Source organism: Micromonospora sp. DT201 (genome assembly GCF_049841575.1).
In the GTDB taxonomy this organism is placed as follows: Bacteria; Actinomycetota; Actinomycetes; order Mycobacteriales; family Micromonosporaceae; genus Micromonospora.
In genome coordinates this window covers 27,774-45,786 of sequence record NZ_JBNCKP010000002.1, presented here as the reverse complement: position 1 = coordinate 45,786, position 18,013 = coordinate 27,774, and the positions used below count along the sequence as shown (strand labels likewise).

15 protein-coding genes, 2 tRNA genes and 1 pseudogene are annotated in these 18,013 nt (G+C 69.7%); 9 read left to right on the top strand and 9 right to left on the bottom strand.

The genetic code is table 11. The features are described from left to right. Window positions 1–116: 116 nt before the first annotated feature. Entirely contained in the window at window positions 117–1,649 is a 1,533-nt protein-coding gene (locus ACLQ28_RS03895; RefSeq protein WP_425684822.1) for a peptide deformylase, read from the top strand. Between the two features lie 67 nt (window positions 1,650–1,716). On the opposite strand, the gene ACLQ28_RS03890 is transcribed toward ACLQ28_RS03895, so the two are convergent. After that, a complete protein-coding gene (locus ACLQ28_RS03890; RefSeq protein WP_425684821.1) occupies window positions 1,717–2,832 on the bottom strand; it encodes a globin domain-containing protein in 1,116 nt (371 codons plus the stop codon). A 145-nt stretch (window positions 2,833–2,977) separates the two neighbouring features. Between ACLQ28_RS03890 and ACLQ28_RS03885 the strand changes: the two genes are divergently transcribed. Beyond that, complete coding sequence (locus ACLQ28_RS03885; protein ID WP_425684820.1) at window positions 2,978–3,748, top strand: CPBP family intramembrane glutamic endopeptidase; 771 nt, start codon at window positions 2,978–2,980, stop codon at window positions 3,746–3,748. Window positions 3,749–3,752: 4 nt separating this feature from the next. Here ACLQ28_RS03885 and ACLQ28_RS03880 read toward each other — a convergent pair whose 3' ends face one another. Further along, entirely contained in the window at window positions 3,753–5,048 is a 1,296-nt protein-coding gene (locus tag ACLQ28_RS03880; protein ID WP_425684819.1) for a hypothetical protein, read from the bottom strand. Between the two features lie 145 nt (window positions 5,049–5,193). Here ACLQ28_RS03880 and ACLQ28_RS03875 point away from each other — a divergent pair. Both ACLQ28_RS03875 and ACLQ28_RS03870 read left to right on the top strand, forming a co-directional pair. Further along, a tRNA-Ser gene (locus tag ACLQ28_RS03875) sits at window positions 5,194–5,284 on the top strand. A 35-nt stretch (window positions 5,285–5,319) separates the two neighbouring features. Next, a tRNA-Arg gene (locus ACLQ28_RS03870) sits at window positions 5,320–5,395 on the top strand. A gap of 580 nt (window positions 5,396–5,975) precedes the next feature. On the opposite strand, the gene ACLQ28_RS03865 is transcribed toward ACLQ28_RS03870, so the two are convergent. From ACLQ28_RS03865 to ACLQ28_RS03840, 6 genes are all read right to left on the bottom strand, one after another. After that, window positions 5,976–6,974 carry a Gfo/Idh/MocA family protein gene (locus ACLQ28_RS03865; RefSeq protein ID WP_425684818.1) on the bottom strand — a complete coding sequence of 333 codons (999 nt, stop codon included), beginning with the start codon at window positions 6,972–6,974 and terminating at the stop codon, window positions 5,976–5,978. After that, a complete protein-coding gene (locus tag ACLQ28_RS03860) occupies window positions 6,971–8,071 on the bottom strand; it encodes a DegT/DnrJ/EryC1/StrS family aminotransferase (protein WP_425684817.1) in 1,101 nt (366 codons plus the stop codon). Before ACLQ28_RS03860 ends, ACLQ28_RS03865 begins: the two co-directional genes overlap by 4 nt. Window positions 8,072–8,121: 50 nt before the next feature. After that, window positions 8,122–8,634, bottom strand: coding sequence for an NUDIX domain-containing protein (locus tag ACLQ28_RS03855; protein ID WP_425684816.1), 513 nt, complete (start codon window positions 8,632–8,634; stop codon window positions 8,122–8,124). Between the two features lie 80 nt (window positions 8,635–8,714). Beyond that, window positions 8,715–9,584: a phosphopantetheine-binding protein gene (locus ACLQ28_RS03850; RefSeq protein WP_425684815.1), complete on the bottom strand. Its 870-nt coding sequence runs from the start codon at window positions 9,582–9,584 to the stop codon at window positions 8,715–8,717. Beyond that, entirely contained in the window at window positions 9,571–10,983 is a 1,413-nt protein-coding gene (locus ACLQ28_RS03845) for an FAD-dependent oxidoreductase (protein ID WP_425684814.1), read from the bottom strand. The genes ACLQ28_RS03850 and ACLQ28_RS03845 overlap by 14 nt, the downstream gene beginning before the upstream one ends. Next, window positions 10,976–11,911 (bottom strand): TauD/TfdA family dioxygenase, encoded by a 936-nt coding sequence (locus ACLQ28_RS03840; protein ID WP_425684813.1) that lies wholly within the window; start codon window positions 11,909–11,911, stop codon window positions 10,976–10,978. The genes ACLQ28_RS03845 and ACLQ28_RS03840 overlap by 8 nt, the downstream gene beginning before the upstream one ends. A gap of 163 nt (window positions 11,912–12,074) precedes the next feature. On the opposite strand from ACLQ28_RS03840, the gene ACLQ28_RS03835 reads away from it, so the two are divergent. Continuing rightward, window positions 12,075–13,475: a helix-turn-helix domain-containing protein gene (locus ACLQ28_RS03835; protein WP_425684812.1), complete on the top strand. Its 1,401-nt coding sequence runs from the start codon at window positions 12,075–12,077 to the stop codon at window positions 13,473–13,475. A gap of 910 nt (window positions 13,476–14,385) precedes the next feature. On the opposite strand, the pseudogene ACLQ28_RS03830 reads toward ACLQ28_RS03835, so the two are convergent. Next, a pseudogene (locus tag ACLQ28_RS03830) lies at window positions 14,386–14,753 on the bottom strand (DDE-type integrase/transposase/recombinase); the annotation flags it as partial. A gap of 96 nt (window positions 14,754–14,849) precedes the next feature. Between ACLQ28_RS03830 and ACLQ28_RS03825 the strand changes: the two are divergent. From ACLQ28_RS03825 to ACLQ28_RS03810, 4 genes are read left to right on the top strand one after another with little or no spacing between them, the layout of a single operon-like run. Then, entirely contained in the window at window positions 14,850–15,818 is a 969-nt protein-coding gene (locus ACLQ28_RS03825) for an ABC-three component system protein (protein ID WP_425685322.1), read from the top strand. Beyond that, on the top strand, window positions 15,815–16,084 hold the full coding sequence (locus ACLQ28_RS03820) for an ABC-three component system middle component 6 (protein ID WP_112583820.1): 270 nt from the start codon (window positions 15,815–15,817) through the stop codon (window positions 16,082–16,084). The genes ACLQ28_RS03825 and ACLQ28_RS03820 overlap by 4 nt, the downstream gene beginning before the upstream one ends. Then, window positions 16,059–17,801, top strand: coding sequence for an ABC-three component system protein (locus tag ACLQ28_RS03815; RefSeq protein WP_425684811.1), 1,743 nt, complete (start codon window positions 16,059–16,061; stop codon window positions 17,799–17,801). The genes ACLQ28_RS03820 and ACLQ28_RS03815 overlap by 26 nt, the downstream gene beginning before the upstream one ends. Next, a complete protein-coding gene (locus ACLQ28_RS03810; RefSeq protein ID WP_425684810.1) occupies window positions 17,770–18,009 on the top strand; it encodes a hypothetical protein in 240 nt (79 codons plus the stop codon). The genes ACLQ28_RS03815 and ACLQ28_RS03810 overlap by 32 nt, the downstream gene beginning before the upstream one ends. Window positions 18,010–18,013: the final 4 nt, after the last annotated feature.

Here is an 18,013-nt window from a genome sequence, read left to right as displayed (position 1 = left end):
TGCCGCAGAATCGATGGTCGTCGGTGAATTGTCAACCCGTGTGTCGAAAAGGTGCCAGATGCGTGTGCGCCCGCGCACTGAACGTGAAACTTATAGCCCCGGCCACGAGGAAGCTGATGACGACCTCACCCCTCGAACGGGCTGCCGACTCCTTCGCGGCCGAGCTCGCCCGACAACGGACTGGGCGAGGGCTGTCCAAGAAACAACTCGCCATCCTGATGGGGTTCGACCCGTCCTACGTGAGCCACGTCGAAGGGCGTCGGCACCGCCCCACCGAGGACTTCGCCCGCCGCGCCGAGGCCGTCCTGGAGGCCAGCGGCGCGATCTGGCAGCGCTTCCGGGAGTACGACGACCTGCGGCACGCCCGGACGGGTCAGCCGCACCGCGAGCCGTACCTGCCCGGGCAGTGGCTGCCGCCCGGCACCGGCCTCGTCGTTGAGCGGGAGCTGGCCACCCTCACCCACACCGACGACGGCTACCGGTGTGTCATCCACCGCGAGCTTTACAACGCCGGCACCGAGCCGGTCACCCGCTACCTGGTCCGGGTCGCCGTGGACCGCTACCCAAACGATCCCGGCCGCTCCAACCGGCACCACCGGGAGCACCAACTCACGTTCGCCGAGCTGCAATTACAGGCCCGCCGAGACGATGGCACCGGTGACGCGGAGCCGATGCACTGGCGCGCCAAACACGATCGGGACGCGTTCAAGGAGATCTGGCTGCTCTTCGAGAACGGGGAGCGGCGCTTCCCGCTCTACCCGGGTGATCGGGCAACCATCGAGTACGCGTACAGCGTCGGGCACGAGAAGTGGGGTCCCTGGTTCCAGCGGGCCGTCCGGCTGCCCACCCGGCAGCTCGCCGTACGCCTGGACCTGCCTGCGGCGCTCGACCCGCAGGTCTGGGGCGAGGAAACCTCGCTCTCCACGGAGGAAGGCCCGCTGCGGACGGCGCCGCAGCGTCACGACGAGCGTGACCGGGCAATCTACGACTGGCAGACCGACGACCCGCCGCTGAACGCCCGCTACCGGATGCAGTGGCGCTTCCGCGCCCGCCCGGAAACCAAGCCGGACGGCGGCGGCCCCGGCGGTGTCCGAGTCCGGCCCAGCGACCGGATGCGCGGCCTCGGCATCGTGCAACGCGGCGAAGACCTGCTCCGCCAGCGCGTCCGCCCGTTCGACCTGCCCGGGGAGGAGCAGATCGCTCGGGAGGTGGTCAAACGGCTCACCACAGTCCTGGCCCGGCTCGACGAGCTGCACCCATTCAGCAAAGGGGTGGGTGTCGCCGCCCCGCAGCTCGGCATCGGCCGGGCGGCGGCCGTGGTGCGGCCGTCCGACCGGTCGGCCGAGCCGGTCGTGCTGCTCAACCCCCGGATGGTCGACGCCGACCCGGACACCGACGAGCAGTACGAGGGCTGCCTGTCCTTCTTCGATCACCGAGGACTGGTGCCCCGGCCGCTGCGACTGGACGTGGAGCATGCCCAGTGGGACGGCAGCCGGATCATCACCTCGTTCGAGTTCGGCATGGCCCGGCTGGTCGCACACGAGATCGACCATCTGGAGGGCCGGCTCTACGTCGACCGGATGGCACCTGGCGTGCCGTTGGTGCCGGTCGAGGAATACCGCGAGACCGGGCACCCCTGGCGCTACTGACAAAGGGGGACCGGGGCGCGTGCCCCAGGGGGCGGGGGCACGCGCCCCGGTGTGGGGGGAGGAACGTCTAGAGGTCACCGAAGGTGTCGTAGCGGATGTGCGGCGGCTGCACCTCGTCCGCGGCGAGCACCCGCAGCGTGGACCGGACCATCCGGGCCGAGCCGGAGACGTAGCAGTCGTGCGTGGTCCACGGGCCGTACCGGGCCACCACGTCCGGGATGTCGCCCAACTCGCCGTCGAAGTCCGGGTCCTCGCTGCAGGCTGCGGTGACCGACAACCACGGGTGTACGGCGACCAACTCCTGCAACCCGGCCAGGCCGTACAGGTCCGCCGAATGCCGGGCACCGTAGAAGACGTGCACCCACCGGGTCCGGTTGAAGGTGGCCAACTCCTCCACCAGCGCCTTGATCGGCGCCAGGCCGACCCCGCCAGCCACACAGAGGATGTCCCGTTCCGAGGAGCGGTCCAGGGTCATCGACCCCATCGGCGCCGCCAGCCGGAGCAACTCACCGGGCTGCACCCGACGCACCAGCGCACCGGACACCCAGCCGGCCCCCGGAGACCGCACGTGGAACTCCAGCACGTTGTCGCCCTTCGGGGCGTTCGCCACCGAGTAGTTCCGCCACACCCGGGGGTGGTGGCGTGGGACCTCCAGGCTCACGTACTGCCCAGCGCTCCAACGCAGCGGATGCTGCAACGCCCGGCAGGTCAGCACGGCGGTGTCCGGGCCGTACCGCTGGTGGGTCAGCACCTCGGCGTGCCAGAAGGGTGGGTCGTCGTCGTCCGCGGCACCGGCGACCATCAGAGCGGCGATCGCCGCGTACGCTTCCCGCCACGCCTGGTCGTACTCCAGGTTCCAGCCGTCGCCGGCGGTGCTGCGCAGCGCGTCCAACAGAGCCACCCCCACCGTCGCGTAGTGCTGATCGGCCACGTGGTACTTGCGGTGGTCGCGGCCCAGCGCCCGGAGGAACTCGTCGAAGCTCTCCGGGTCGTCGACGGTGTGGATCGCCGTGATGATCGCTTCCAGGAGGCGGTCGCCCTGGCCGGTCATCTGCACCGGGAAGAGTTGCCGCAGGGTGGGGTCGAGCAGGAACAGCCGGGCGTAGAAGTGGCTGCCCAGTCGGGCCCGCTCGTCTTCGACGAGAGTCCAGCTCTCCTTCAGCAACCGCGCGAGGTTGTCCATGCGGCGCTCCTCCTCCAGTCGGCAGCGGATCGGGCGCCCATAGAATGTCCACGGAGAGTGTCGGTTGGTCGCACAGAATGTGCGATCGGCTCATGCTGGCCGGTCAGCCGTGTCACCGGTGCCGCCCGTCGGGCAGAGTGGTGCGGTGACCGTTGAGCTGACCCGCCCGGTGTCCCGCCGACTACTGGGCACCGAGACGCTGCTGGTCCTGGGCCTCTCCCTCGGCCAGTCCGCGGTCTACGCGGTGGTTTCGATCATCGCGAAGCTGACCGCCGAGGGCCCGCTCTCCAAGCAGACCGCCTCCCTGAACACCTCGGCGTCGGCCCGACCCTGGCTGGACCTGACGTACCAACTGCTCGGCATCGTCTTCGCGCTGCTGCCGGTGCTGCTCGCCGTACACCTGCTCACCCGCGACCCCGGCGACCCTGCGCGGACCCTCGGCCTGGACGCCCGGCGGCCCGGCCAGGACCTGGCGCGCGGTGCCGGCCTGGCCGCGCTGATCGGCCTGCCCGGACTGGCCCTGGTCTGGGTGGCGGCTCAGCTCGGCCTCAACGCCACGCTCGTGCCGGCCGCGCTGCCGGACATCTGGTGGGCGGTCCCGGTGCTGATCCTCGCCGCCGTGCAGAACGCCGTGCTGGAGGAGGTGATCGTGGTCGGCTACCTGGTCACCCGGCTGCGCCAGCTCCAGTGGCGGCCCGCCGCGATCATCGCGGCCAGCGCCCTGCTCCGCGGCTCGTACCACCTCTACCAGGGCTTCGGCGCGTTCGTCGGCAACGCGGTGATGGGCGTCGTGTTCAGCCTCTTCTACCTGCGCACCAAGCGGGTGCTGCCGCTGATCATCGCGCACACCCTGCTCGACGTGGTCGCCTTCGTCGGCTACGCCCTGCTGCCCCGGGAATGGTTCGACTGGCTCTGACCGGTCAGCGCCGGTGGGGTCGGTAGGCGGCCACCGCTCGGGCCGCAAGCCGATCGGCCGCCGCCGCGTCACCCAGCGCCGCCGCGAGCACCGCCGCACCCGGTAGCAGCCGGGCCACCAGGCGCAACGCAACCCAGCCGCTGGCCTGCGCGGTGAGCGGCGCGGCCAACCGCCAGGCTGCCTCTGCCGCCCGCGGCCAGGCCCCCTCGACCGGATCACCCGCCGTCTCTGCGGCAGCCAGGGCCGCCCGCGCGCTCGCCGAATCCGGATGCACCTGGGTGAGCACCAGCAGCTCGACGGCCCGGTCGGGATGCGCCGGATCCTTGCCGTACGCCGCAGCCAGATGCAGCACCAGATTCGCATGCGTCCACAGCACCGAGGCCAACTCGGCCAGCGGTGCGAAGAGGCCGGCCAGCGCCGCGGTCGCCCCGCCCGCGCCCGCCGAGCGGACGAACCGCTGGGTGACCAACCGGGCCAGGCCGTCCGCCGACGCATCCGGGTAGCGGGCCCGCAGGCGCTCGGCCCACTCGGCCGCGCCGGGCCCGAGTGCCCGCACCGCAGCCAGAGCCAACAGCTCCGGAGCGAAGCCCGGGTGGTCGAGCACGCGCGCGGTGACCGCCCGCAGCTCCGATTCCGGGGTACGCCCCAGAGCCGGCGCGGTCTGCGTCGTGGCGGGGGTTGCCAGTGCCACGGGTTCGGGTGCGGGCTCTCTCGGCGTCGTGCTCTTTCGAGCGGGCGTCGTCCGTTTGGTGGGGCTCGAGGTGCGCTTGCGCGGGGATGGCGCGGTCGCTGCGGCCGGTGTGCTCGGGGTCACATCGCCCGACGCGGCGGCTGCCTTCCGGGCGGCGGCCTTGCGAACGGGGGTGGCCCGGGCCTTCGGCGGCTCGACTGCCGTCGGGCCTGGCTGGCTGCTGCCGCTCCTGGTGGCGGCCGGTGAGTCTGGCTGGTCGCCGGCCGGCGGGTCTGGCTTGTCGCTGCTCGGACGGCTGGGCCGCTCGCTGGTCGGCTGGCTTGACCGCTCGCCGCTCGGCTGGCTTGGTTGCTCGCCGGTCGGGTCGGTCGGCGGGCGGCTCGGCTGCCGGGGCAGGGGGCGGTCCGGCTCCGGTGGCTGAAAGAGCACCGCCGGGGCGGCCTTGGCCCGTCGAGGACGCTGGCTCGGCGGAGCGGCGGCCGGCGGTGCTGCCGTCTCCGCAGGCTGCTCGGCGGTGGTCGGCGGCGTGAAGGTGGCCCGTGGGGAGCGCCGACGCGCCCCTTGAGCAGGCTCTCGACGGGTCGACTCGCTGGGCGGCTGCTCCTGCATATCGATGGAGCGTAGTCCCGATCACGCCGCCGCACAGCGTTGAAACACGGGGGCGGGTGGCCGCGGAGGGCGTACCCCGGAAGTCGTTTTGCTCCCGGTGGGTGGCGACCTGTAGTCTCGGGCGCGGTGGTCTACAGGCCACCTGGGAGACTTCGCCTAGTCTGGTCTATGGCGCCGCACTGCTAATGCGGTTGGGGTCTTAAAGCCCCTCCCGGGTTCGAATCCCGGAGTCTCCGCGCGAAAGCCGGGTGTGTAGACTGGCTGAGCACGAGCGCCCGTAGCTCAATGGATAGAGCATCTGACTACGGATCAGAAGGTTAGGGGTTCGAGTCCCTTCGGGCGCACCACTTGAGCAGGGAATATAGCCAATAGGCTATATTCCCTGCTTTCGTATGGGTCACATGTGGGACACGGTTGTGACACACGTTTGCGCAGGTCAGAGGCCCTTTTTTGGCGGTTGCACCCCTCGGGAGGCTTCCCCGACGTCCGAGCAACCGCGGAGCAGTCACGTCTCACTAGTTGGGATTCCTGGGTGCGAAAATGGGACGCCAAGAGCGCGGGTTCGCTCGTTTCCGCAGGTAGCGGCCTTGCCTTGTTCGGTGGCTGGAGGCCAACTTTGAGGACTCGTGCCGATAGTTTTGGTAGTGGAAACAGTTCTGCCGGAACGGGATTGGGGTTCGGGGGCCTAGCCGCGGTCTAGGTCAGAGCGCGAGCGCTGGTCGGGTCGAGGACATCTCGGCAAGGCCGGACGGGGTGACTGCCAGTACGCCTGCACGCTGCAGTGGGCGGGCCTGTAGCAACTCCGTCATGGTGCGGTCCCCCCGGCGCTTAGACCTTGACGGTGGGTACCCGCCCACCTACTGATTCGTCCTTGAGGTGGTGACGTCGTCAGCGACCCGGCTACGGCGTCCCGGAACCCCTGTCGGTCTACGCCAGTTCGATGGGCATGGTGTGTGCGGTGCGTGCTGAGGCTGCCGCTGTGTGGGCGACGAGGACGGCGTGCAGTCCGGCCTCCAGGCAGGCACCTTCGTTGCCTTGACCCAGCAGCGCTGCCTGGAATGCGCGGTGTTCGGCAAGCAGTGGGTCCGCCGGCTGCAGCGCGAAACGGATGATGTCGCCGGGAGCTACGCCCCGGTAGGCCGGATGGTCAGCCGCGGGCGTGGAGGCGCCGTTGCTGCACCATGTCAGTGATGCGGCGATGGTGTCAGCGATGAGGCTGCCATGTTCCCCGGTCACGGTGATGATGCGTTCGGGTGCTGGGGTCAGCCAGTTGACGCGGTGCTGGGCAATGGTGCCGTCGGCGAGCTGGGCGATCGCGGCGAGTAGGTCCTCGTGGGGCCGGCCGCTGCGGTGCGCGGTGCGGGCGGTGATCGAGGTGTATCGCTGACGGGTCAGGTCGGCGGTCAGGTCGATGTCGTGGGTGGCCAGGTCGTGGATGACGCCGACGTCGGCGATCCGGGCGGGGTAAATGCCGGTGCGGCGGGTGCTGATGTCGAAGACGTCGCAGAGTAGTCCGTTCTGCAGTCGGGCGCGGAGTCCGGTGATCGCCGGGTTGAACCGCTCGGTGTATCCGACCGCGGCCGGCAAGCCGGCCGTTCGGTAGGCGTCGACCAGGCGGCGGGCCGATTCCGGGTCGGGAGCCAGAGGCTTCTCGATGAGCGTCGGAACGCCGGCGGCGGCGAGACGCAGACCGAGTTCGGTGTGCCGTGAGGTGGGTGCTGCCAGGACGGCGTAGTCGATGCCGTGGCGCAGCATGTCGTCGAGGTCGGTGAACAGGGCGATGCCGTCGGCGATGCGGTGGGGGTCACCGGCCGGGTCGACGGCGGCGACCAGGTCGACGCCGTTGAGCGCGCGCAATGCTCGGGCGTGGTGCCTGCCCATGTGCCCGAGACCGACGAGGCCGGCGCGTAGCCCTCGGCCGCTCATGCCGCCAGCTGCTCTCGGCGGGCGTGCCGGAGCACGGCGGTGACGATCCGGTCAAGGTCGCCGCGGGCGAGCCCGGGATGCACGGGCAGCGACAGCACCTGGGCGGCGGCGGTATCGGTGTGGGGCAGGTGAACGGCGGTGCGGTAGGCCGGGCTGCGGTGCAGCGGGACCGGGTAGTGCACGGAGCAGCCGACCCGGTCCTCGTGCAGGGCCTGGGCGAAGGCGTCGCGGTCGTCGTCAACGCGGATCGTGTACTGGTGGTACACGTGCCCGGCGCCGATGCCAGTGGTCGGCGGGGATATGCCGGCGACACCGGCCAGTGCGGCGTCGAGGTGCGCGGCGTGGGCCCGGCGGGCCGTGGTCCGAGCGGGGAGCTTGCGCAGTTGGGTGCGGCCGATCGCGGCGAAGACGTCGTTGAGGCGCCCGTTTGTGCCGACGATCTCGTGGCAGTAGCGGGTTTCCATGCCGACGTTGCGTAGTAGCCGCAGCGTGCGGGCCAGGCCCGGATCGGCGGTGGTGATCATTCCGCCTTCGACAGACTGCATGTTCTTGGTGGGGTAGAAGCTAAACGCCGCGGCGGTGCCGAATGTGCCGACGGGGCGTGCGTGCAGGGTCGCGGCGTGGGCTTGGGCGGCGTCCTCGATCAGCGCGATTCCGTGCCGTCTGGCCAGCGTAAGCAGGGCGCCGAGGTCGGCGGGGTGGCCGAACAGGTGCACCGGGATGATCGCCGCGGTGCGGCTGGTGACGGCGTCGGCGGCCGCGGTGGGGTCAAGGCAGAACGAGACCGGGTCGATGTCGGCGAAGACGGGTGTCGCACCGGTGAGGCGGACCGCCGCGGCGGTGGCGGCGAAGGTGAACGCCGGGATGATGACCTCGTCGCCGGGGCCGATGCCCAGGCCGAGCAGGGGCAGCCACAGGGCGGTGGTGCCGGAGTTGACGGCGATGCAGTGCCGGCCATCGACGAGGTCGGAGAACTCGTCCTCGAACGCGGCGACTTCGCGGCCTTGGACCAGTGCTCCGGAGCGCAGTACCCGGACGGCTGCGGTGATGTCGTCCTCGTCGAGGTGGGGGCTGGCCACCGGGATCACGTCGATCATGGGGGTGTCCTTTCCTGCCGGGCGCCGCCCGGGCAGGAAAGGCCGGGCGGTCAGTGTGCGGGTTTGGCGGGATCCCACCCGTGGTGCAGGTAAGCGGTGCTCTGGGTGCGTAGCGCGTCAGCGCAGGCGCGTAGCCGGCGGGCCATGTGCGGAGCCATGAGCTCGTCCCACTGCTGCGGCCCGGCCAAGCGCCATTCGCGGAGCTCGTCGGTCTGCAGGCTCACCCGCTGCTCGGCCTGGTCTTGGGTGATGCGGCCACCGTCGAACAGGAAGTTCGCCAGCGCGGGCCTGCCGTCGGGTTGCGGGGGAACCCAGTCGAGGACCAGGAGCCGGCCGGGTGTCAGGTCCAGGCCGAGTTCTTCCTTGATCTCCCGGCAGGCTGCCTGCCAGGGGTATTCGCCGTGCTCCAGCCCTCCGCCGGGAATTTCCCAGGTGTCGGTGCGGTAGCTGGGCCGCACGAGCAGGATCCGGCCGTGCTCGTCGTGCAGGACGGCACCGGCACCGGTGATACTTCTCGGCAGGCTCGCGTAGTACTCGGCAGGAGGTAGCGGGACTCGACTCATGCCGGGCGACGCTAGCCAACCATGGGGGCCGGCGCACCCCTGCCACCCCGCGTACCCCGAACGGGTGACCGGGCAGGCCCTCACCCATCGCAGGCGTCCGCGGGGTCGCCGAGCAGGTGCAGCTCGTCGCCGTGGCGGACGTATCCGCGCGAGCAGCGCGGGCACCGCAACGTGTCGGCGAGGGTGCGCCCGCAGGTACACACCCAGCCGCATTGGCGGGCCGGGTTGCCCGCGACCAGGGCGTAGGGCAGGACGTCGCGCACGACGACCGCGCCGATCGCGACCAAAGCGTCATGCCCGACCGTGACCCCCGGCGCGATCATGGCGCCCGCGCCGATGGTGGCCCGCCGGCCCACGGTGACCGGGCACTGGTCGAAGTCGGTGTGCTCCTTGCGGCGCCCGTCCGGCGTGGTGGCCCGCGGCGCGGGGTCTTCCAACAGCGCGGCGTGAGGGCTGATCATCGCGTCATCGGCGATGTTCGCCCCGAACACGCACGCATAGTTGCCGAGTTTGACGCGGTCACCGAGCTGGCTGCCGGCGCCGACGTAGGCGCCTTTGCCCAGGGTGCAGTCCGCGCCGATGCTCGCGCCGGCGGCGACCTGCGCCTGATGCCAGAGCCGGCTGCCCGCGCCGACGACGGCACCGTCGTCGACAACACCCAGCTCCGTCTCAGCGGCTCCCGGCCCTGCGGGGTCCTCATCAGCGGCCGGACCCACGGTGTCGAGGTAGGACAGCAGGTCGTCGACGTGCCGGGCACCGGCCAGGACATGGTCGGGGACGGTGACGCCGGTGGCTTGCTCCACGGTGTGGACCAGCACGAGGCGGTCCAGGGAATCCAAGCCGAGATCAGCGAACGACCGGTCGCCCGCGATGCACCCGGGCTGGGGCCGAACGGCGGTGACTGCGGCCAGGAGAGCCGTCCGCAGCGTGGCGGTGTCAGCGGTCAGCATCGGGAGTGCCTTTCATCCGTCGAGGCAAGGCGAACAGGGCAGGGACGACTTCGACGACCGGGGCGGAATGCCACAGACGACGCAGCGCCGCTCCCTGCGCGCAGGCGTCGTCGAGCAGCACCCGTAAGGCGAGTTCGACGAAACCGGCGAACTGTTCGGCCGCAGCCGCCGGCAGGCTCGCGCCGCCCTGCAGCAGGTGCTCGATCAGTGCCTGCGCGGCGCCGGCGTCCAACGCGTCGCCAGCGGTTGGGGTCGGCATCGGGCGCAGGACCCGGTACGGGTGGTCGTCGAGCGCGCCGGGTGCGGTGATCTCGTCAGCAATCAGGGCAGCGATGCGCGGTGCGAGCAGGACCCCGCACCGGTAGGTTGCGGTCGCCACCAGGAGGCCCGGGTCTCGGGTCCGGCCCAGCAGCGGCAGGTGGTCCACCGTGTATGGGCGCAATCCGACCCGGTGGCTGCACAGCTGCGCCCCGGCGAGGCGGTGGTCGAGCAGGGTGCTCGCATCAGCGGCCAACACGGCCAGTTCGTCGAGCGTGACCGGGCGGGTGAAATCGGCGCTGGTGGTCAGCCGGTTCGTCGCCCCCAGATACACGGTGCCGTCCGCGCGGGGGACCAGGTGCGCGCCGCACGCGAACGCCGCGTTCGGGGTCCGGACCACGTGCGGCACGCTGATCGCGGGGGCGTGCAGGAGCACGCTCGCGCCGCGGCCGGCCAGGATGGGCGGCACCCCGACCCGGCGTCCGGCCTGCTCCAGCAGCGACGCCGTCGCAGCGCCGGCCGCCAGCACGACGTCGCCGGCTTCGACCCGCGTGCCATCGGCACACCGCGCGATGCCGGTCGTGACGGCGGTCGCGGTGGTGTCGTGCCAGGCTGCCCGCGGGTGCCGGCGGACGACCCGGGACAGGGCCTGCATCAGGGCGCCGCTGTCGATGCGGGCCTCGGTCGGCAGCCACAACGCGCCCGCCGTGTCGACTGGGGTACGGAGACCCGGAATCTGCCCGGCGTCATGCTCCTCCGCCGGGTGCCCCGCCGCCCGCGCCGCAGCCGCGATCGGTGCCAACTGCGCCAGCCGCCCGGCCGGCGCCAGTACCCAAGTGCCCGCCACCGTGGACACCGCCGGTTCACCACTGGCGGCGAGGCGGCTCAACCAGAGCGGGTACGCCTGGTGAGCGGCGAGCCTTTCACCGGTCTCCACCGCGACCCGCTCGGCCGGGTGACCCGGCTCGATCTCCGAGAACGTCGACAGCATCGCCCCGGCGGCCCGAGTCGCCTGCCCCGCGTGTTCCCCGCCGTACGGGCCGATGACCGCCACCGTCAACCCTCGGGCCAGCAGTTCCTGCGCGACAGCGAGCGCGACCACTCCGACGCCGACCACCGCCACGTCGTAGGTCTCAGGCATCGCCGACACCGGCCTCGGCAGCGACGAGCTGCGCGATCGCCGTCGCCTCGAACGCGACCTTGGCCTGCAGGAGGCACCGACGGACGCTCGTGACCGCCGACCGGGGATGGCCCAGGGCGGTACGACCGTGAGCGATGCGCCGCTGGTCGGCGATGAGCAACTGCCCGCGGCCCAGCACGACCGCCCGGGTCTCGACGCTCAGAGCCTGCGCGAAGCGACGCAGCACCGGCAGGTGCTCGTGGTTGCGGGGGTCGTCGAGCAACTTGCCGGCCCACCGGATCCACGGCCAGCCACCACCCGCTCCGGCAGCTACTACCGGGAACGGCAGCAACGGGGCACCCACCCCGAGCAGGCCATCCGCCCGGCCCTCGAAGACCTCGGTCCGGCGCAGCAGGGCCTGCTCCGCGTCGGTCAGATGCGCCAGCGCCTCCTGCAGATCACCGATCAGCGAGACGCCGCCGCCGGCTGGATCCGGGCGCAGCACCAGCAGACTGGTGTAGTCCGGCACGTGGTGCACATTCGGCGCGTCGATGTGCAGCGCCTGCGCCCCGAAACCGCCGAACGACGCCTGATCATGCTCCGGCGACGACTCGCCGCCGATCCACAGCCCACCGCCCTGGTCGATGGAGAAGAAGGGCCGGCCCAGCGTGGCGAGCAGCCCGGCGGCTGCCCGTTTCACATCCTCGTCACCGAGGCGCTCCGGCAGCGCGACCACCGCCCAGCCCGGCGCGGTCGGTACGGCCCGGGCAAGCCGCCGCCGGAGCGCGTCGAGCACCGCCCTGGCATCCGGAGCCTCGAGCACCTCACGAGCCGCGACCACGTTCGCCGCAGCCCACCGGTGGCCCTCCATCTTCAATGTGCACACCTGCGCCAACCGACGCGCCAACGCGCTCGGCACGACTACCCGTACCGGATCTGTGAACAACATGACGACCTCTTCCCCGAGCCGCTGCCTGCCGGCCCCGCTGGTGATTGGTGCATCCATCACCGCCCATCGCCACCGCCCGCCGGTAGCTGCTATGCAGGGCCCGCAACGCGTTTGCATAACCCGCACAACGCGACCCACCACCTCGCCATGACAGTCGGTTACCGTGACGAAGGTGGATGCCAACGAGCGCAGACCAGCACCGACCCACCCGATGTGGCAGTCCCCGGAACTACGCGCTGCCGTCGCCCGCGACGACGCCGGAGCCGTCATCCGCCTCGTGCGTCAAGCCGCCGGTCTGACCCAGAGCGAACTCGGGCACTTGTGCGGATACTCCGGCTCGACGATCTCGCGCCTCGAACGCGCCCCACTGCACGACATCGACGTCCGCCGCCGACTGGCCCACGCCCTGTCCATCCCTGCGGTGATGCTCGGGCTCTCGGATGACGTCCGGCGACACGACGGTCGTGCCGCTCTCACCTCGGCCGCGCGCAACCCCGAGGCCGATAGGCTCCGCCGATCGGGCGACGGCGAAGGCGGCGACTTCATGCGACGACGGACCTTCCTGGCAGGCGCAGCAGTGACTGCGGTCGCCGGCCTCACCGCCGGCTCCGGGCCGGGCCCGGCGACCAGTCTCGAAGCGCTGCTGCTCACCGGCGGCTCCACAGCCCTGCCGATGGCACCCGACGCGCTCACCACCGGCCTCGCTGCGGCAAGCCGCGCCTACGCCGACAGCCGCTTCGCAGAACTCACCCGCGGACTTCCCAGCCTGCTGTCCGGTCTACACACCGCCCGCGACCAAGCGGCCGGCCGCCAGCGCGAAGCGCTCGCCGGCCACCTCGCCCGGGCGTACGTGCTCGCCTCGTCGGTCAGCACGAAGCTCGGCGACGACGCCATCGCCTGGGTACTCGCCGACCGCGCCCTGACCGCCTCCCGGGAAACCGGCAACGGGGTGGTGATGGCCGCCGCCACCCACACCGTCGCGATCGCCATGCGCCGCGAGGGCCACCACGACGGCGCCCTGCGTCTGCTCACCACCACCGCCGAGGGCCTGGGCGCCGACTCCGGCGGAGCCGACGCGGCCCTCATCGCGGCGTACGGGAACCTGCTGTGCACCGCCGCGTACAGCAGCGCCCAAGCGGGCAACGCCCCGGCGGCAGCCGCATTCATCGATGAAGCCGCCGCGGCCGCCGGCCGGCTCGGCGGGACCACCGTGCCCGGCACCGTCGTGCCGCTGAGTCCGGCCACCGTCGCCATATACAAGATCGGCGTCTACACCGCACTCGGCGATACCGGCACCGCACTGCGTAGCGCCGAAACCGTACGACCGGCAGAGTTGCCCAGCACCGAACGGTACGGCCGCTTCTGCGTGGACACCGCCCGCGCTTGGACCCACCACGGCAAACCCGACCGCGCCGTTCAGGCCCTACTCTCCGCGGAACGGCACGCCCCCGAAGAGGTCAACCGCCCCTCGGTCCGCGACCTCGTGTCATCGCTGCTGTACGCCCCGACAGCAACCCCGGCAGGGCTTCGCGATCTTGCAACCCGCGTCGGCGCCACCACCTGACGGCCAGAACCTGCCTCATACAGCACCCGGCGCCCGGCTCTGGACGTCGAGCCAACGCTCGACGATCGCGGTGACAGAGCCGAGACATGTGAGGCCCCCGGCCTCGGCCGAAAGAGCCAAGCGCGATCACCACGCCGACCTCCCATCGGCCTGACAGGCATGTCGGAGAGACACGCTCGTGCCGTACGCGCACGGCCCTCGCGCACCGGCTCACGCCAGAGGCGGCCCGAGCGGCGCTCGCCACCAACGCGCGAACGGCGGCGGCGTGCCGCTGGTCGAGTGGATCGGCGGCGGTGTCGCTCACCGGTCAACGCCGAGCGGCCGACCGCGGCCGATACGGGAGAACGGCCGGTTGCTGAGGCGGATCCACGAGGCCGTCACCGGGCCAGAACGACCCCTGCGCCGCAAACCCGCGGACGTGGTCGGCCAGCTGGTTCAGCTCCCGTTGCCGCTCGGCGGGGCCAACCAGGCGCGGCAGCGCGCCGGCCGAGGAGATAGTGAGTTGCGTCTGCGGTCCGTGAGCCAGGAGGTTGCCGGCCACGGGCGGTAGGCCGAGGGGCATCGCGTCGCACAGCCCCTTGCGGCTGATGGCGACGATCGCGTCGACGACAGCCTCCCAGTCGCCGATCTGGCTCCACCCGGCGCCGCCGTCGAGCTCGAACGTCAGGGTCGACAACGGGACCACGCAGCCGGGGTGCCGGACGGGAAACTCGACCAGGCATCGGTACATCAGACCGCCGGTGGGCTGCGGGACGGCGGGGTGCAGCAACGTTCGGGCGTGCACGACCGTGGCGTTAATCGGCACCGGATGCATCGGTGCCGGATACGGCTGATGCAGGGCAAGGAAGTACACGTCCAAGGTGGGCATGTCGCCTGCTCCTTCGTCGATAGTTACGGCCGCTGCGCGGCCCGCTCGGGGCATCGTCAGGTCGTCGAGCACCCTCGGGTAGACCGGGTTCGCGTCGGTGACCACCTCGGCAGGCGTCGCCCTCAGAGTGGTCAGTGCTCGATGGAAGAACCGCCGGCGGAAGCCGCGTCTCGACGCGCCGATACGAGCAGGTCAATGATTTGGCCATGCGGGTCGACGGCCCGGTAGACGCACCGCCAGATGCCGTTGATCTTGACGTAGGTCTCGTCCACGAACCAGCGGTCACCAGGTGAGTGGCGGGTGATCCGGGCGGCGTCGGCAAACAGCGGGGTGACCCGCTGCACCCACCGGTAGACCGTGACGTGATCAGCATCCACATCCCGCTCGACCATTAACTCCTCATGCTCTCGCCCGAGGCAACATACCGCTTGGAAGCCATCGGCCGTTCTGGTCATTTACCCATCGGCACTGACCGGATACGTTCGGTGCTCGCTGTCTGTTTGGAGGTGTTCGTGGAGGTCCTCAGCTTCACGGAACGCATGTTCGTAAAGACCATGTTCCGCGATCGGATGGCGGACCTGAACGGATCAGCGTTCGAGGACTTCTTCATCCGCATCATGACCGCCCGCTACGCCGACTTCGTCGAGGTTCGGACCCACGGGAACATCGGCGATCTCTCGTCGGACGGCCTGCGCCTTCACGACGGTAAGTTGTACGCCTGCTACGCGCCAGAGACCTTCGACGCGGACAGCGCCCGCGACGTGAAGAAGAAGTTCACCGGTGACCTGACCGGCGCGCTGGCCAAACGAGCGGGCGAGTTCCAGACGTTCGTTTTTGTCTACAACGACCCGCGGCGCGGACTGCACCCCGAGATCACCCAACTGCTGGCGCAGGCGCGGCGCGGTCACGCCCCGTTGGCGTTTGAAACCCTAGGGCCACGTCAGCTCCTTGGCGAGCTATTTCGGCTGGTGAAGTATCAGATCGAAGAGGTCTTCGGAGCCCCCATCCCGGTGGAGGACGTCGTCTACGGCATGGGCTTAGAGGACCTCAAGCCCCTTCTGGACCATCTCGTCGAACGCCGGCGACAAGCCAACGGACAGCAGTCGCCGCGGGAAGTATCTGCGCTGAAGATGGACTACAACCAGCTCGACGAGGATGATCGAGAGATGCTCCGTCGCGGGATGCTCCACACCCACCTCGTCGAGGAGTATTACCAGGGGCTCACGGACGTCACCGAGCGAGACGAGGTGGCAGCCGACTTCAACGCCTACTACCGTGAAATCGCGACGGTCTACTCGACAGCCGCCGACGTCATCTACGAGCTTGAGAAGTACGTAGCGGGCAACCGCCACCTCGACCGCGCGAGTGCGAGAGCCCTTTCCGTTGTCTTGGCCTACTTCTTCGAGACCTGTGACATCCTCGCTGAGCCGCCAACCGGTTGGACTCCGCCAGCCCGGGAACCTGCGCTGACATGATCATCCCGACTAAGGGCATCACGCCACAGCGTTCGCTCATCGCCGTGGGTGCCCAGATCCTAGAGATCATGGACGGGCCGCTCACCGTGAGCCAGGCATGGGCGAGACTGCGGCAATGGCGTCGCAACCATGATCACCACGCCCCGGTACCTTTCTGGTGGTTTGTGCTAGCTCTTGACCTACTGTATGCCCTCGGAGTTGTCGAGCTGGACAACGAACTCCTGGTCAGGAGGAGGGCAGATGCTGCGGCACTTGAGCGCCGATGATCCACGCTTCAAGGCCCTGACATTCCAGCCTGGCCTCAACATCCTGGTCGCGGATACCACCGGTGCTTCGGCCGAGACCGACAGCCGGAACAGCGCCGGCAAGTCCAGCATGATCGAACTTCTGCACTTTTTGCTGGGCAGCAGCGCGGACAAGAACTCCTTGCCGGCTCACCCGAAGCTTCGGCAAACAACGTTCGCCTTGAACCTGGACTGGCCCGGCCTGCCCGAAGGGCTCACCGTCGAGCGCACGGGAGCAAGCGCTGGGGTGATCCGCCTACGGCCTCTGCCTGCAGGAGTTGGCTCAGACCAACTTGACCTCGGCGACGGCCAGGTCACGCTGCCCGAGTGGCAGACACTGATCGAACGGAATCTTTTCAACCTTCCGGCCGAACACCCGGGCATCACCGGCCGTAGCCTCTTTAGCTTCCTCATGCGAAGAGTCGGATCGCACGCCTTCAACGAGGCCACCCGCAGCTTCGCCCGCCAGGCGAACGCTGAAGCGGCCACGTCGCTGGCATACCTACTCGGACTGGACTGGCGGCTTGCCGATCGCTACCGCGAGCTACAGGCCCGCGAAGCCGTCAGCAAGCAGCTCCGTAAAGCCGCCTCTGATCCGGTTCTTGGACGAATCATCGGTCAGACCGCGGAGCTCCGAGGCCAGATCGCCATTGCGGAACACCGTGTCGCGGAGATCCAACGACGGATCGAGAACTTCCGGGTGGTCCCGGAGTACGACAACCTCCGCGCCCAAGCCGACCAGACCGACCAACGAATCCGCCAGCTCCGCAACGACGACGTCATCGACCGGCGCAACCTCGCCGACCTGGAACGGGCCGTCGACGAAACCGTAGATCCCGACCTCGCCTACCTCGAAACGGCCTACGCAGAACTCGGCGTGGTGCTCGGCGACCAGGTCCGTCGAAGTTTCGACGACGTACGGGCATTCCACGGATCCGTTGTCCGCAACCGGCGCCAGTACCTGGACGAAGAGGCCTCGTCGATCAGATCACGTCTCCAGCAACGCGAGGCCGAGCGAGAACAACTCGGTGACCGACTCGCTGCAACCTTGCGCATCCTCAACGAAGGTGGCGCACTCGACGCGCTGACCACCCTTCAACAGATCCTGGCCCAGGAGCAGGCACAACTCGGAGCTCTCCGGCACCGCTTCGACGCCGCGCAGGCGCTCGAATCAAACCGTCGTGAGATCAAGCAACAGCGCGTCGGTCTCCAACAGGAGATGGAGATTGACATCGAAGAGCGGCGGCCCATCGTCAACGACGCTGTCGTCCTGTTCGCCCAGTACGCCCAAGCCCTCTATGGTGCCAACCGCGAGGCATACCTCCGTATCGGTCCAGGCGAAACCAGCCTGAAGATCGAGACGCACATCGCGAGCGACAACAGCGGCGGCATCGGCAACATGGTCATCTTCTGCTTCGACCTGACCGTCGCCGTCCTAGCGCACAGAAACGGGCGAGCACCGGACTTCTTCGTCCACGACAGCCACCTCTATGACGGCGTCGACGAACGCCAGCTCGCCCGCGCCCTCACCCTCGCAGCCGAGGTGAGTCGTCAGGAAGGGCTCCAGTACATCGTCACGCTGAACTCCGACGAACTTGACAAAGCCGTTCGCCGGGGCTTCGACCCGGCCGGCCATGTCCTCGAACAAAGGCTCACCGACAGCTTTGATGAAGGTGGACTTTTCGGCTTCCGATTTTGAAAAAAATCGTGGCCGCAAGGAGGAGGTGGCGGTCGTCGAGCTTGGCGATCTGCTCGACCGTCATGCCTGGCTCGCGGTCACGGGCCACCCGCACGACGTCATCGCGAAACTCTCGTGGTTAGGGCTTGGGCACAACGACATCCTTCCAGCCCGCCACCAGGGCGCGCCATCTCAGATGTCACCTATCGGTGCTGCAGGCCCCTTGTGAAGCT